Annotated in this window: 18 protein-coding genes; 9 read left to right on the top strand and 9 right to left on the bottom strand. The window is 63.2% G+C overall.

The window, feature by feature from the left end; all coding sequences use genetic code 11:
• Positions 1–126 precede the first annotated feature (126 nt).
• A complete protein-coding gene (locus CFY91_RS12025) occupies positions 127–519 on the top strand; it encodes a rhodanese-like domain-containing protein (RefSeq protein WP_093986614.1) in 393 nt (130 codons plus the stop codon).
• A 29-nt stretch (positions 520–548) separates the two neighbouring features.
• Here CFY91_RS12025 and CFY91_RS12020 read toward each other — a convergent pair whose 3' ends face one another.
• From CFY91_RS12020 to CFY91_RS12000, 5 genes are all read right to left on the bottom strand, one after another.
• Positions 549–1247, bottom strand: coding sequence for a pirin family protein (locus tag CFY91_RS12020; protein WP_093986613.1), 699 nt, complete (start codon positions 1245–1247; stop codon positions 549–551).
• A 114-nt stretch (positions 1248–1361) separates the two neighbouring features.
• Positions 1362–2063, bottom strand: coding sequence for an SDR family oxidoreductase (locus CFY91_RS12015; protein WP_093986612.1), 702 nt, complete (start codon positions 2061–2063; stop codon positions 1362–1364).
• Positions 2060–2587 carry a DUF3833 domain-containing protein gene (locus CFY91_RS12010; protein WP_093986611.1) on the bottom strand — a complete coding sequence of 176 codons (528 nt, stop codon included), beginning with the start codon at positions 2585–2587 and terminating at the stop codon, positions 2060–2062. Before CFY91_RS12010 ends, CFY91_RS12015 begins: the two co-directional genes overlap by 4 nt.
• Positions 2588–2595: 8 nt before the next feature.
• Positions 2596–3132 carry a chalcone isomerase family protein gene (locus tag CFY91_RS12005; RefSeq protein ID WP_371870521.1) on the bottom strand — a complete coding sequence of 179 codons (537 nt, stop codon included), beginning with the start codon at positions 3130–3132 and terminating at the stop codon, positions 2596–2598.
• A 155-nt stretch (positions 3133–3287) separates the two neighbouring features.
• Entirely contained in the window at positions 3288–4844 is a 1557-nt protein-coding gene (locus CFY91_RS12000; RefSeq protein ID WP_093986610.1) for a 2Fe-2S iron-sulfur cluster-binding protein, read from the bottom strand.
• Positions 4845–4983: 139 nt separating this feature from the next.
• Between CFY91_RS12000 and CFY91_RS11995 the strand changes: the two genes are divergently transcribed.
• From CFY91_RS11995 to CFY91_RS11980, 4 genes are all read left to right on the top strand, one after another.
• The gene (locus CFY91_RS11995; RefSeq protein WP_093986609.1) at positions 4984–5391 is read left to right on the top strand and encodes a DUF1924 domain-containing protein; all 408 of its coding nucleotides are present in this window, start codon (positions 4984–4986) and stop codon (positions 5389–5391) included.
• Between the two features lie 9 nt (positions 5392–5400).
• On the top strand, positions 5401–5916 hold the full coding sequence (locus CFY91_RS11990) for a diheme cytochrome c (RefSeq protein ID WP_093986608.1): 516 nt from the start codon (positions 5401–5403) through the stop codon (positions 5914–5916).
• 133 nt (positions 5917–6049) lie between these two features.
• A complete protein-coding gene (locus CFY91_RS11985) occupies positions 6050–6517 on the top strand; it encodes a periplasmic heavy metal sensor (protein WP_093986607.1) in 468 nt (155 codons plus the stop codon).
• 44 nt (positions 6518–6561) lie between these two features.
• The gene (locus tag CFY91_RS11980) at positions 6562–7044 is read left to right on the top strand and encodes a hypothetical protein (protein WP_093986606.1); all 483 of its coding nucleotides are present in this window, start codon (positions 6562–6564) and stop codon (positions 7042–7044) included.
• A 51-nt stretch (positions 7045–7095) separates the two neighbouring features.
• Here CFY91_RS11980 and CFY91_RS11975 read toward each other — a convergent pair whose 3' ends face one another.
• The 4 genes from CFY91_RS11975 to CFY91_RS11960 form a co-directional block, all read right to left on the bottom strand.
• Positions 7096–7812: a lipopolysaccharide kinase InaA family protein gene (locus CFY91_RS11975; protein ID WP_093986605.1), complete on the bottom strand. Its 717-nt coding sequence runs from the start codon at positions 7810–7812 to the stop codon at positions 7096–7098.
• 2 nt (positions 7813–7814) lie between these two features.
• Positions 7815–8504: a class I SAM-dependent methyltransferase gene (locus CFY91_RS11970; RefSeq protein ID WP_093986656.1), complete on the bottom strand. Its 690-nt coding sequence runs from the start codon at positions 8502–8504 to the stop codon at positions 7815–7817.
• 81 nt (positions 8505–8585) lie between these two features.
• Positions 8586–9854: a sensor histidine kinase gene (locus CFY91_RS11965; RefSeq protein WP_093986604.1), complete on the bottom strand. Its 1269-nt coding sequence runs from the start codon at positions 9852–9854 to the stop codon at positions 8586–8588.
• Positions 9844–10527 (bottom strand): response regulator transcription factor, encoded by a 684-nt coding sequence (locus CFY91_RS11960; protein WP_093986603.1) that lies wholly within the window; start codon positions 10525–10527, stop codon positions 9844–9846. Before CFY91_RS11960 ends, CFY91_RS11965 begins: the two co-directional genes overlap by 11 nt.
• A 158-nt stretch (positions 10528–10685) precedes the next feature.
• On the opposite strand from CFY91_RS11960, the gene CFY91_RS11955 reads away from it, so the two are divergent.
• Genes CFY91_RS11955 through CFY91_RS11940 form a run of 4 tightly spaced genes read left to right on the top strand, consistent with a single transcriptional unit; the run spans position 10686 to position 14266 of the window.
• Positions 10686–11375, top strand: coding sequence for a thermostable hemolysin (locus CFY91_RS11955; RefSeq protein ID WP_093986655.1), 690 nt, complete (start codon positions 10686–10688; stop codon positions 11373–11375).
• On the top strand, positions 11359–12804 hold the full coding sequence (locus CFY91_RS11950) for an AMP-binding protein (protein ID WP_093986602.1): 1446 nt from the start codon (positions 11359–11361) through the stop codon (positions 12802–12804). Before CFY91_RS11955 ends, CFY91_RS11950 begins: the two co-directional genes overlap by 17 nt.
• A 14-nt stretch (positions 12805–12818) precedes the next feature.
• On the top strand, positions 12819–13466 hold the full coding sequence (locus CFY91_RS11945) for an iron-containing redox enzyme family protein (protein WP_093986601.1): 648 nt from the start codon (positions 12819–12821) through the stop codon (positions 13464–13466).
• Positions 13467–13477: 11 nt separating this feature from the next.
• Entirely contained in the window at positions 13478–14266 is a 789-nt protein-coding gene (locus tag CFY91_RS11940; RefSeq protein ID WP_093986600.1) for an SDR family oxidoreductase, read from the top strand.
• Positions 14267–14284 lie beyond the last annotated feature (18 nt).

Genomic DNA, 14284 nt, shown 5'->3' with positions numbered 1-14284 from the left:
GGCTGCCCGCCATTGCAGGACAGGTCGATGACAACCTGACGACAGCAACAAGAAGGCTGGATGACAAGGATTGGCAGAACGCCTTGTTGGGCTTAACCTGCCACAGAACTACCCGGAGTATCCACCATGAAAACTCGCCTGATCACCCGCCTGGCCTGCGCCCTGACCCTCAGCTACACCAGCCTGGCGCTGGCCGGCCCGGTGGACGAACAAGGCGCACTGGCCCTGCTGCAACAGGAAAACAGCCAACTGATCGATGTGCGCAGTGCCGAAGAGTTTGCCGGCGGGGCGCTGGACAACGCCCTGCTGCTGCCCCACGAGCAGATTGCCGAGCGCATCGCCAGCCTGGTGCCGGACAAACAGACGCCGATCGTCGTCTATTGCCGCAGTGGCCGTCGCTCGTCCATCGCCGAAGACCAGTTGCGGCAACTGGGCTATCGCCATGTGCGCAACGCCGGCGGCTATGAACAGTTCCGCAAGACCCTGGCAGATAACCCATCGACCTGTAGCCAGTGCTAAGCGGCAGTGGCAAAACCGCCTGCTGAAACTCAGGCGGCATCCACCAGGACGATCTCGCTCGCTGCGTGTGCGCTAATCTGCAGCAGCTCTTCTCCGGCAATCGCCAGACCATCACCGCACTCGGCGCGCACGCCATTCACCTCCAACGTACCCAGTGCCGGCACCAGGTACAGTTTGCGCCCCGCCTGCGGGCTGTACTGCAATGTCTGCCCCGCTGCCAGGCTGGCGGCCAGTACCCGCGCATTGGCGCGGATTGGCAGTGCCTGGTCATCACCGGGCAGGCCGCTGGCCAGGACGACCCACGCCCCGCTGCGCTCGCCACGCGGGAAAGGGCGATTGCCCCAGGACGGCGGCAAGCCACGCTGCTCGGGCATGATCCAGATCTGGAAGATGCGTGTCGGCTGATCTTCCAGGTTGTATTCACTGTGCACGATGCCACTGCCGGCACTCATTACCTGCACATCCCCTGCGGCCGTGCGGCCCTGGTTGCCCAGGCTGTCGCGGTGGCTGATCGCCCCCTCGCGAACATAGGTGATGATCTCCATGTCCTGATGCGGGTGCGCGGGAAAACCACTGTGCGGGGCAATCCAGTCGTCATTCCAGACCCGCAAGCGTCCCCAATGCAAGCGCTGCGGATCATGGTAATCGGCAAAGGAAAAGTGGTGACGGGCTTCCAGCCAGCCGTGCTGGGCATGCCCCAGGCTGGCGTAGGGACGACGTTCGATCATGGCAGGCTCCGGTTCAGCACATTCAGCGATGCGCGCATAATCCATCGAGCCAGAATGAAAAATAAGTGGAAAAACTGCGCCAAGAACATCGAATAATTCGATAGGAAGGCCGACTTACCAGGGAATGCGCTGGCCGTCATAGGCAAAGAAACCACCGCTGTCGGCCGGCTCGCTGCGATCGATCAACGCCAGCAACTGTGCTGCCGCCTGCGCGGCCGGACGAGCCGCCGCACTGCCACTGAACGGCTGCGACAGTTTCGACTGCACCGTGCCCGGATGCAGGCTGAGCAGGCGTGCCCGCGGCTTGCGACGGGCCAGCTCGATGGCCGCGGTTTTCACCAGCATGTTCAGCGCCACCTTGGAGGCGCGATAGGCATACCAGCCACCCAGGCGGTTGTCGGCGATACTGCCCACCCGTGCCGAGAGCAGCGCCATGGCACCCTGTGGATCAAGCAGGGGCAGAAAGTGCTTGAGCAACAGCGCCGGACCCAGCGCATTGATCTGGAACACCGTCTGCAACGCCTCGGCATCCAGCGCCGCCAGTGACTTTTCCGGGCGAATGGTCGCGTCGTGCAGCACGCCACTGGCTACCAGGATCAGTTGATAGGGCGCTTCCTCGGCCAGCCGGCGGGCCGCCTCGGCAATACCTGGCGCATCCTGCAAGTCGAGCGGCGGATCGCTGTGCCGCGACAGCTCACGGAGCAGTACACACTGCTCGTCAGCGCGCAGGGCTGCACAGAAGGCCTGGCCCAGCGCACCACTACTGCCAATCACCAGTGCCCGGTAGGCTGGCCCCAGTGAGCGCAGGCTGCTCATTGCACTTGCCGCCGAAAGAACAGGGTGACCTGCCCCCACTCGATACCGAACTTGCGCATGCTGGCACGGTTGACCAGGGTGTGCTCATCAATCAGGTACATCCAGTCATCGAAGTGGACCACATACACCTGGTCATCAACCGGCAGGTTGAGGCTGTAGCGCCAGCGAAAGGCATTGCCGGCCAGTTCGCCACGCGCTTCGCCGGCCACGTCCGCCGCCGTCCCGCGCCATGCCTGCTGGCCATCCGGCGTCAGCGTCCAGACACGCCGGTCAGTGCTGCCATCGCTGTAGGTAAAACGCTCATCAAGAATCAGCCGCTCGCCGTCACGGCGGCTGTCGATCTGCACATGGAAGCGCTTGATGACCTTGCCCGAGCGGTTCTGGAACATCCCCCAGGCTTCCACCGGCCCGTCAAAGAACTGCTGCAGATCGAGCCGCGGCTGCTGGTCGGCATAGTCTTCCACCTGCACACCCGTACACCCCGCCAGCCAGACACAGGCCAGCACACACAACCAACGCTTCATCGTGCACCTCATTGATCCTGCCCCAGCAACGCCAGGCGCAACGCGGGGCTACGCGTTTGCGGCCCCAGCCAGATGGAAAAGAACGCCCGGGCAAACGGCTCATCCGCGACGCTGTGGCGCAGTTCGCCGTCGACATAGAAACGCGCGCCCTGCCCCGGCAGGTACACCCCGGTGATCTGCCGGCCGGCCTGCACATCAACGAATGCCTGGTGCATCTCCTGCGCCCAGCGCTGCATGCGCGACTCATCCACGGCCGCGCCCTGCATACGGCGAATTTCCTCCAGGCTGGTCTGCACCAGGCGTTCGCGGCTGATCTGCCGCTGATAGGTCAACTCCAGCGCAAAGGGCCGGGCGAACACATCCTCGCCGGAAACTGCCCACAGATTGGCCGAATAGATCGGCAGGCCAAACCAGCTGAAACTGCCCTGCCCGAGCAAACGCGCCTGCGGCAGGTTGCTTTTCCACTCGGCAGCCAGCAGCGGGGCCGACTGGCTCCAGCACAACAGCAACAGACAGCCGGCCAGCAGCGCACGAATTGGTATCACGCAACACCTCCGGAATGCGTCGAACTCATTCCACAAAGGTTGTACGCAACTTGTACATCTAGACTAAAGAGCTGGCAACCCTATACAGGCCGATGTAAAAACCCGCAACACAATCAGCGGACAACCTCCTATCGCTGCGGTACCGGGCTATCCGCTCAGTACTGCAACTCCACGAACGGGCTGCCAACCACCGCCTGGCAAGCGAGAATCCAGCCCTGACGCTGCTCCTCCTCGGAAAGTACCTGGTTGCTGAGCATGCTGGCCTGCCCTGTCACCACCCGGCAACGGCACACACCGCACACCCCCGCACGACAGGCCTGAGGCGGCTCAAGACCTGCCTGCTCCATAGCCTGCAGAACCACCTGCTGACCAGCCACCGGCACACTATGTTGACGGCCAGCAAGGGTCACTTTCAGCCGGCTCGCCGTGCCAGGCACATCACGCCGCGTGCTCGTCAGGGCAAAAGACTCCTGATGGATGGCCGACTCGGCGACACCGCGCAGGCGCAGCGCCGCCTTGGCGTTACCCATAAAAGCCTCAGGACCGCAGATAAAAGCCTCGGCTACCGGCCAGTCAGCCAACTGCCTGGCCATTGCCTGACTGTCCGGGATGCCCTGCTGCGCATCAAGCCAGATACACAGCGTGAAGCGCTCCGGGTAAGCCGCCGCAAGACGGGTCAGCTCATCGGCAAAAATCACCGAGTCGCCATCTCTGCAGGCGTAGAACAGCAATACCTGGCCTGTGCCTTGTTGCAGAACCGCCTGGAGAATGGCGCGCAACGGTGTAATGCCGCTTCCTGCGCCCAGTAACAGTACATCCTGATCCAAACTGCTCGGAACGAAGCGGCCTGCGGGCGGCAGCGCCTCCAGCCAGTCACCGGCCTTGAGGTTGTCCAGCAGCCAGTTGGATACCTTGCCGGCCCGGGCGCGTTTGATCGTCACACGCAGCACACCCTCGCTATCGGGCAACTGTGACAACGAATAGCAGCGACGAACGGGGCCCTCCTCGCCCGGCACCTGCACGGTCAGAAACTGCCCTGGCTTGGCAACAAAACGGCTGCGCTGCTCCTGCGGCACCTGCAAGAGCAGCGAGCAGCTGTCGGCGGTTTCTTCATGACGCGCCACCACCCGCAGGCGTGTCAGGGACTGCGCTGCAGCAGGTGCCCCGCTCAGGCGCGGCGCGGCAGGTTCAGCTGCCGCGCCCGGGCGGGATACGCCACGCAGCATCGGCCAGACCAGCGGGCGGCGAAACAGCAGTACATAAAGAACATGCAGGCCAATCAGCCAGAGGCCCAGGTTGGCAAAGAACTCGTGCACCTCTTCGGCATCGCCCATCCAGCCCACGAAATTGATATCGCTGGCAGCGCCAAATACGTCGGGCCCGACACCCGGCAGAACGGCCAGCACATCGCCATTATCGACCATGCCCAAACCAATCAGGCTGGCCATGGCAAAACTGCCCAGCGCCGCGGCGGTCAGCCACTTGCCGACAGCCAGGCGTGAGGGCGTTTTGAGCTGTCCCTTCGGCGGCAGCAACTGCGGAAAACCACGCAAGCGCAGCGGCACGATCAGCAAACGCCACACCAGCAGCACCAGCAGGCCGTAGCCCAGCCAGATATGCAGGGTCTCGGCGTCGTCACCGCTGAGGTAGGCGCCCAGGAAAAAACCGGCCAGTAGCCAGTGAAAGAGGCGAAAACGATTGAAAGCAGCCATGCCGGCAGTCCTCTGGAGTAGATAACCCCCTTATAGAGCTGCCCGCTGAAGTCAAACTGAATGGCCACCCTTGGCCCGATTCAGTTTGGCGTCAGGTTGCACGCCTAGGCTGCGCACACTGCCCATCGGAGAACGCACCATGTCTACCCACTGGATTGTTGCCCTGACCTGCTGTTTGAGCCTACCAGCCCTGGCAGAAAGCACACATCCCCTGCTGGCGGGCTACGCCGTTCAGGCACGCCAGCAGGCCCCGCAGTTCGCCGGTTTTTCTGCCGAGCGCGGCAAGGCGCTGTATTTCGCCGAGGTGCCGCGTAACGGCAAAACCATGAGCTGCACGACCTGCCACACCGCCGACCCGCGCCAGCCAGGCAAGACACCCGCCCATCGCAACGTTGCGCCCCTGGCGCCCTCAGTCAACCCTGAACGCTTTACCGATCTGCAGAAGGTCGAGAAGTGGTTTCGCCGCAACTGCGACGACGTCTATGCCCGAGCCTGCACCGCGCAGGAAAAAGGCGATTTCATCAGCTGGATCGACAGCATCCGATAGGAACCCACCATGAAGACCCTCGCCCTTGCTGCTGTTGGCGGGCTAAGCCTGACCCTGCTAGTGGCCACTAGCAGTGTTGCCGATGACGACAACCATAACGGCTACAAACGCCCTAAACGCCTTGCCCTGCCGAGCGACGCACCATTGCTTTGGAAGGAGGAATGCGCGGCCTGCCACATGTTGTATGTCCCCGCCCTGCTGCCAGCTGAGGCCTGGCGCCAGCAGATGCAGACGCTCGAGCAACACTACGGCAGCAACGCCAGCCTGGATGCACAGCAGGCGCGGGAAATCCTCGATTTTCTGCTGCGCAGCTCGGCGGCCAACCGCCTGCCGGTCGAACCCTCAGCGACCGCCGGCGAACCGCCGCGCATCAGCCAGACGCGCTGGTTCGCACACAAGCACGACGAGGTCAGTGCCGCCACGTTTCAGCGCGCCGCCGTGGGCAGCCGAGCCAACTGTGTGGCCTGCCACCATGGTGCCGAACGCGGCGACTTCGACGAAGACCGCGTAAAGATTCCACGCTGACACGCATGCCCAACAGCCTGGCCCGGTGCAGCAGCCGCCTGTTTCAAGACCGGCATGAGGCGCTGGCCCGCCCGCACGGCGCTGCAGCAAAACCGCAAAGACAGCCCTTTCACCCCCTGGAGATTATCCTGCAATGAACACCCACCTGCTGCGCAATGCCCTGCTTCTCTCCGTACTGCTCAACATCGCTCTGCTCGGTGCCGTCGGCTGGCAAAAACTCCGCCATGACGGTTTACCGATGCCCTCCGGCGCAGCGACCGAACTGTCGCGCCAGCTGCAACTGAACAGCAAGCAGCTACAACGCTGGCACAATAGCAAAGCCCCGTTTCTGGCTTATCTGCGTGCCAGCAACGCCAGCCTCGACGAACATCGCAGGCGCCTGATCCAGGCGATTTTCAGCGAACCCATGGATCGTGCGCTGATCGACAGCGAACAGGCGAAGATTGCCCAGCTGCAGTATGAACAACAGCGCCTGCTCATCGACCAGTGGATAGCGGAACGCGCTATCCTCGAAGCGCCGCAACGTAAACGTCTCGCCGACATACTGAGCAAACAGTCGCTCAGTCCGGCGAGCATCGAACAGTTGCACCGCAGCCTATAGGCGGCGCTGCCTGTTTTCAGCAGATACCCCATGGAGCCTTAGCAATGCGTCCTACAACCCGCGTCCTCACCCTCGCTGCCATACTCGCCAGCAGCCTGGGGAGCATTGGCAGCAGCCTCGCAGCCAGCGACCATCAACATGCTCATGGCGAAGCCACCCAGACCCTGCAGCTCAATGCCGGCAAGCGCTGGACAACCGATGCGGCATTGCGTCAGGCAATGGGCACGATCAACGACGGCATGCACGAAGCGCTGCCGGCCATCCATGAAAACCGCCTGCCGACCGAGCGCTACAGCGAGCTGGCGGAACTGGTACGCCATCAGGTCGCCTACATGGTAGAAAACTGCCAGCTGAGCGCCGCGGCCGATGCACAGCTGCACCTGATCATTGCGCAACTGCTCGCCGGCGCCGACGCCATGAGTGGTACCGCGAACGGCCAGCGAGACGGTGCTGTGCGGGTGGTTGGTGCGCTGGGTGACTACGCCAGTCACTTCGCCGACGACAACCTCAAGCCGCTGCAACACTGATGCCCTGGCGTACTGCAACCTGCCCCGCTACACCCTGCCCCCTGGCAGGGTTCAGATGACCGGATGATCGGCTTTGCTGGCTGCGCCATGCGCGGCCAGCAACTGCAGCCAGTCTGCGACAGGCATTGACCGGCAATGTCGCCTGAGCTGACTCAGGTCGTGGCGCGCCGCGGCGCTGCGCCGCCAGCGCCGCCGGCTCTTTTCCAGATCAAGCAGGGCAACCTCGACACAGGCCGCCTCGCTTTCACCCGCCACACGCAGAAAGATGTGCTTGGCATAACAGCAGCCGTGTTGCCAGCGCGCCCGGTGGATGCGGCTCAAGGTAACCCCCACGGCGGCCAGCATATGCTGATGAAGCGGCATGCCGTAGCGCGCGCCCCCACCGTTCCCGTACCAGTCTTCCAGGCTGATGAAACCTTCCAGTTCCAGGGTGATCAGCAAGGCCTGCCATTGCCCGTCCTGTTGCCGTGTACCGCAGTAAATCACCTGTGGCACGCGCACGCCTGCTGCGCGGAAAGCCTGCAACGCACGTTGTTCACGCAAGACGGTGGGCTGACCGAAGGGATGGGCGAACGAGCGATACAGGTGGCCGATCTGCCGTTTGCAATACAGCAGTGGCAGCCCCGCATCACCCAACTGCACGCGCTGCACGCCGCTTTCCCCTGACCGCCGCTGATTGGGTGCCTCGACCCAGTCGCCCTGGGTATTCCACCAGTCCTGGAAGCTACTGAGCCTCTGTGCAGAAGCAAGGGCAGACAAGTTGTGCATGCTCACCCCCGCTTACGCAGCACATATACCCGCCACAGGGCGTAGCCCGGCAGGAAGTCGAGGTGCTGGATGATGTCAAATCCCGCCTGGCGAAACTCAGCCTCGATGGTAGAGCGATCAACAATAAAGCGATTGCGATTCTGTGCAGCCCTGCCCTGAGCCGCACGGCGGGCCTCCAGGCGACGACGCCTCCAGGCCTTGTAGTTGCCATCGACCCACAGCGAGACGATGACCGTATCGCGGCTTACCCGGTGGAACTCGCGGAGGATGGCCAGGCGATGCTCGGCAGATTCGATATGGTGCAGCAGGCGAATGCAGAAAATGCAGTCCACCGCATTGGCAGCCAGATCGATGGCGAACGCCGAGGTTTGCAAGCTGCTGACGCGCGCCACCACCTCGGGCGGCTGGGCGGCACGTGCCGTGGCAAGCATATCGGCAGAATTGTCGGCGGCCAGAATCACCCGGTTGGGCTGCTCGCAGAGCATCGGCCAGAAACGCCCAGCCCCGCAGGGCAAATCCAGGACCAGGTTGGGCTGATCGGCCAGTTGCAGCGCGCGGCGCGCCAACTGCAGATCACGCCAATGCGACAAGCGCCTGGCCAGGCCATCCTGATGCTTTTGCAGATACTGCTGGGCATGATCGAAATCGTACTTGCGGGAAAACTCCAGCTCGATGGGACTTGGCTCTGACATGGCAAACATCCGTCTGTGGGTATGCCTGCCAGGCTAATCTCCTGCTCATCAACGGGATGTCAAAGCCCTGTGAAAATTTCGTCAAACGGACTGCTTCAGCGTGACCCTCATGCACGTGCCCAGGCCCTCCTCACTGTGCAACGCGATATGCCAGCCTTGCTGCGTGCAGATACGCTTGACCAGCGACAAACCCAGACCGAGCCCTTCACCACGGGCCTGCACCCCGCGCACAAAGGCCTGGAAAACCCTTTCCTGCTGCCCGGCAGGGATACCTGCGCCGCTGTCCTCGACACGAAAACCGCCAGACTCGAGAATCAGCCTGACCCCACCCTTTTCCGTGTAGTGCAGGGCATTGCGCAGCAGGTTGCTCATCACCGCGCCCAGCAATGTGGCGTTGTACAGTCCGCTGTCCGTACCCTCCTGGATACACTGAAAATCCAGCCCCTTTGCCGCCATGAACGCGGCCCAGCGCTGCATCTGCTGGGCTGCAACGCTGGCCAGCGGCGCCTCAGCACCGGCCATGGCATGACGCTTGTCCCGCGCCAGCTGCAGAAAGGTCTGCACCAACTCGCGCATTTCCTCACTGGCACGGGCGATACGCGCCAGCTGCTCTTGCTCGCGGGCAGCCAGCGGCGCCTCGGCAAGCAGCTCGCAGGAACTGGCGATGATCATCAGCGGAGTGCGCAGCTCATGACTGACATCGCTGGTGAACAGGCGCTCGCGCTCCAGCGAGTCGCGCACCTGGCCCAGCGTACTGTCGAAGGCGGCTGCCAGCTGGCCAATTTCATCGTCCGGATAGTCCGGCGCCAACGCCGGGGCCAGCGCATGCAACTGATCACGGTGGCGCACCTGCTGCGCCAGGCGACGGACCGGCGCCATGACCTTGCGGGCCATGCCTAAACCCAGCCCCCAGGCTCCGAGCACCGCAAGCAGAAAACCTGCCAGCACCACACCAAACAGGATGTTTTCACGCGCTTCGAACTCATCCTGTTTCTGCACCAGCATATGGGTGTGACCCGCGCTGTTGATCTTGTAGACATAGAACGCCTGGTCAGCGTCGACAAGCTCGGTGAAGCCCTCTGGCAGACGACTGTACTCCTCGGGTATGGCGTACCCAGGGTACTGGGAGGAGAAGAAGTACATGCCGGCATCCAGGCGCGGCGCCTTATCCTTGCGTAAGTCCACAGTGAGCACTTCACGCAGTTCGCGGTGCATTTCCTGAGACACCAGATGCTCCTCGACGAGATGCACCACGGCGACGATGCTCAGGGAAAACAGGCCGCTGACCACGATGGTCATCAGCACGAAGGCGAGCAGGATGCGCCGCGCAAACGGTTGCTTAGCGTGCATGCTGCTGCTCCGCGAGGCGATAGCCCACGCCATGCACCGTCTGCACAAGCGCGCTAGTGAAAGGCTTGTCGAGCACCTGGCGCAGCTGATGAACATGGCTGCGCAAGCTGTCGCTGTCCGGGCAGTCATCGCCCCACAGGGCTTCTTCCAGTACCTCACGGCGAACCACCGCCGGGCTTTTCTGCATCAGAATCGCCAGCAGCTTGAGCCCCAGCGGATTGAGCCTGAGCAACTGGCCGGCGCGACTGACCTGCAGGGTATCGAGGTCGTAGCACAGGTCGCCGACCTGTAGCCGCCGCTGACGGCTACCCTGGCTGCGCCGCAGGATGGCTTCGATACGCGCCACCAGCTCGGAGAGCGCAAAGGGCTTGATCAGGTAGTCATCGGCACCCGCGTTGAGTCCTTGCAGTCGATCAGCCAGCGCATCCCGCGCCGTCAGCATGAGGATCGGCACCTCGTTGCGGGCCTCTTCGCGCAGGCGTCTGCACAGCTGATAGCCGTCGATACCAGGCAGCATGACATCCAGCACGATCAGGTCGTAGTGCGCACTGCAGGCCAGGTGCAGCCCGCCAAGGCCATCCTGGGCGCAATCGACGCTGTAGCCCTTGAGTTGCAGATAGTCCAGCACGTTGGCGAGGATATCGCGGTTGTCTTCGATCACCAGAATACGCATGGAAAAGGCCTGCCCTCGGTATGGCGCGTTGTGCAACGTCGGTGAATGCCCGGAAGAGCGACACCCATTGGTTTTGATTGAACATCAGGCACGTTAAGGCTGCCTTAAGTTTGCCGGCCAACAATCCAGTCCAGCCCACCAGTCATTGAGACTTCATGATGGAACTGCCCTGGATTGATCAGATGCACGTACTGGCCCGTATCGGCCGTGAGCCGGCCTACACCCTGCAACTGGCGCTGGCCGGACAGGGTGAGCGGCGTCAGGCGCTGGAGCACTTTATCCAGCAGCGTTTTGCCGTACAGCACGCCGCCCGGGTTCGCCACTTCATGCCCTGCCTGCTGGGCCTGCATGACGCCCGGGGAGATGTCCAGGCCACCGTTGGCCTGCGTAGCGCCCAGGGACAGCCGCTGTTTCTCGAGCGCTACCTGGATCAGCCCATCGAACAGCGCCTGGCCACGCGCCACGGCGCGGCAGTGCCCCGCGAAACGATTATCGAAGTCGGCAACCTGGCGGTAGGCGGCAGAGCATCTGCGCGCCTGCTGATCGTGGCGCTGACCGATCTGCTGGTCGCTCAGGGTTTCCAGTGGGTGGTGTTTACCGGGACGGCGATGTTGCTCAACAGCTTCACGCGGCTGGGGCTCTGTCCTCTGCCCCTTGGCCCTGCCGACCCGCAGCGCATGGGGGCCGAGCTGGCTGACTGGGGCAACTACTATGCAGGGCAGCCGCAACTGATGGGCGGAGCCATTCTGCCCGGCCATCAGCAGTTGCTGCGCCAGGGCCTTTATGCACGCCTGGCCTACCAGCCGTTGTTCAGCCTTGACGAGGTGGCCCATGCTGCCTGCAGCTGAACCGTTATGGCGTTGCCTGGCGCAACACCAGGGCATCGCGCTGAGTGATGGCCGACGCTCGCTGAGCTATGCCCAGCTCGCGGAGCAAGTCAGCAAGCGGGCCGGTCTGCTGCAGCGCCACAAGGTACAAAGGGCAGCCCTGGCCCTGGATAACAGCCTCGACTGGGTCATCTGGGATCTGGCACTGCTGCAGGCGGGGCTGGTCTGCGTACCCTTGCCGGGCTTTTTCTCCGCCAGCCAGCAGGCGCATGTCCTGCAGGATGCCGGGGTTGACTGCCTGCTCGGTAACGAGGGGGCCCTGAGCCAGACCCACGGCTTTCAGCCGCATGGCGACGGGCTGTTGCTGCGCACCCCCGCACAACGCCCGCGGCTACCCGCAGGTACTGCAAAGATCACCTACACCTCAGGCACCACCGGGCAGCCCAAGGGCGTATGCCTGAGCGCGCAAACGCAGCTGGCCGTCGCCGACAGCCTGCATCAGGCCAGTCGTAGCTGTCAGGTGCAACGTCATCTGTGTGTCTTGCCTCTGGCGACACTGCTGGAAAATATCGCCGGGATCTACGCGCCACTGCTGGCAGGCGCCTGTATCGAATTGCGCCCAGTCGCGCAGATTGGCCTGCAAGGGGCAAGCGGCTTCGATCTGCCACGCTTTATCGAAACCTTGCACGCCGTGCGCCCGCACAGCCTGATCCTCCTGCCCCAACTGCTGCTGGCCTTGGTCAGCGCCGCCGAACAGGGCCTGACCCACGCCGCGGAGCTGCGCTTCATTGCCGTCGGCGGCGGCCGTGTCGCGCCGCAGGTTCTAAGACGCGCCGAGCAGCTGGGACTCCCGGTATTCGAAGGCTACGGCCTGTCGGAATGTGCTTCGGTGGTCTGCCTGAACAGCCCCGGCGCCAGGCGCCCTGGCAGCGTGGGACGGCCACTGGCGCATGTCGAACTGCGCATCGCCGAAGACGGCGAGGTCCTGGTTCGCGGCGCACAGATGCTCGGTTATCTCGGCGAGCCTGAACACCACGGAGAATGGCTGGGCACAGGTGACCTGGGGCAACTGCACGAGGGATTCCTCACCCTCTACGGTCGCAAAAAGCATCAGTTCATTACCGCCTATGGTCGTAACGTCAATCCCGAATGGGTCGAGGCGGAGCTGATCCAGCAGCCCTCCATCGCCCAGGCCTGGCTGTATGGCGAGGCCCTCCCCGGCAACCTGGCCGTGCTGGTGCCGCGCCAGCCGGGTTGTAGCGACACGGCGCTTGCCGAAGCCGTTGCCCGGGTCAATGCCGACCTGCCGGACTACGCCCGGGTGCACCACTGGATACGCGCCAGTCAGCCCTTCCATGTCGATAACGGCCTGGCCACAGCCAACGGCAGGCTTCGCCGTAGCGCCTTGCTGAAACATTACCAATCGGCCATTCAGGCCCTCTCGCACTAACGTCGAGGTACACCATGCAATTCTTTGATCAACTGCAATATCAGACCAGCGACGCCCGCGAATACCTGCTCGGCGCTCCCGTCATCCATGCCGCGCTGACCGGCACGGCAAGCCGCGAGCAGTACCTGGCCTTTCTTGCCCAGGCCTACCACCACGTCAAACACACCACACCGCTCCTGATGGCCTGCGGTGCACGGCTGCCCGAGCGTCTGGAGTGGTTGCGCGAGGCCACCGCCGAATACATCGAGGAAGAGCTTGGCCACCAGGAATGGATCCTCAACGATATCCGCGCCTGTGGTGGCGATGCCGAAGCCTTTCGCCAGGCGCAACCGGCCTTGCCCACCGAGCTGATGGTGGCTTATGTCTACGACCGCATCGCACGCCACAACCCGGTCAGCTTCTTCGGCATGGTCAACGTGCTCGAAGGCACCAGCATCGCCCTGGCCACCCAGGCCGCCAACGTACTGCAGGATCGTCTGGGCTTGCCGGCGCAGGCATTCAGCTACCTGACTTCCCACGGCAGCCTGGATCGCGAACACATCGAATTCTTCAAAGGCCTGATGAATCGTCTCGATGATGAGCACGACCAGGCCGCCATCGTGCACACCGCGCGCGTGGTCTACCGCCTGTATGGCGACATGTTCCGCAGCCTGCCCGCCTGAGGAGCCACGCCATGCAACTCACAGCGTGTCGTGCCCTGATCAGCGGAGCCAGTGGCGGGATTGGCCAGGCGCTGGTCGAGCAACTCTGCGCCGGCGGCGCCCAGCTCCTCCTGACAGGTCGCGACCAGGCCGCACTGGAGGCCTTGCAGCAACGCTTTCCCACGCAGATCAGCCTGGTCTGTGCCGATCTGTCGCAGGCTGACGGCCGTGCCCAGGTGGTGCATGCCGCCCGGGCGTTTGCCCCCCTCAACTGCCTGATCAATGCCGCCGGGATCAACCAGTTCTGCCTCTTTGCCGAGCAGGATGAACAGGCCATCGATCGCTTGATTACGCTCAATGTCAGCGCTCCCTTGCAACTGACCCGGCAACTGTTACCGCTGCTGCAGGCCCAGCCGCAGGCGCTGATCGTCAACCTGGGCTCCATTTTTGGCTCCATCGGCCACGCCGGGTTTAGCACCTATTGCGCCAGCAAGTTCGCCTTGCGCGGTTTTTCTGAAGCCTTGCGTCGTGAACTCGCGGACAGCCCTGTCAGGGTCCTCTACCTGGCGCCACGCGCCACACGCACAACCATGAACAGTGCCCGGGTACAGGCCATGAATGAAGCCTTGCAGGTCAGCATGGATGAGCCCCAGCAGGTCGCCCGACAGATCTGCCAGGCGATCATTCATGAACAGCCTGAACGCTACCTGGGCTGGCCGGAAAAACTCTTCGTGCGCCTCAACAGCCTGTTGCCGAGGCTGGTTGACAAGGCCGTGCGCGGCCAACTGATGACCATCAAACGCTTTGCGGGCCGCACCTGAATCCGCCCCAATCCTGTC

The organism is Pseudomonas fluvialis (assembly GCF_002234375.1).
Classification (GTDB): Bacteria; Pseudomonadota; Gammaproteobacteria; order Pseudomonadales; family Pseudomonadaceae; genus Aquipseudomonas; species Aquipseudomonas fluvialis.
Note: the sequence above shows the minus strand (reverse complement) of the source record. Positions and strands in the feature narration are given on the sequence as shown.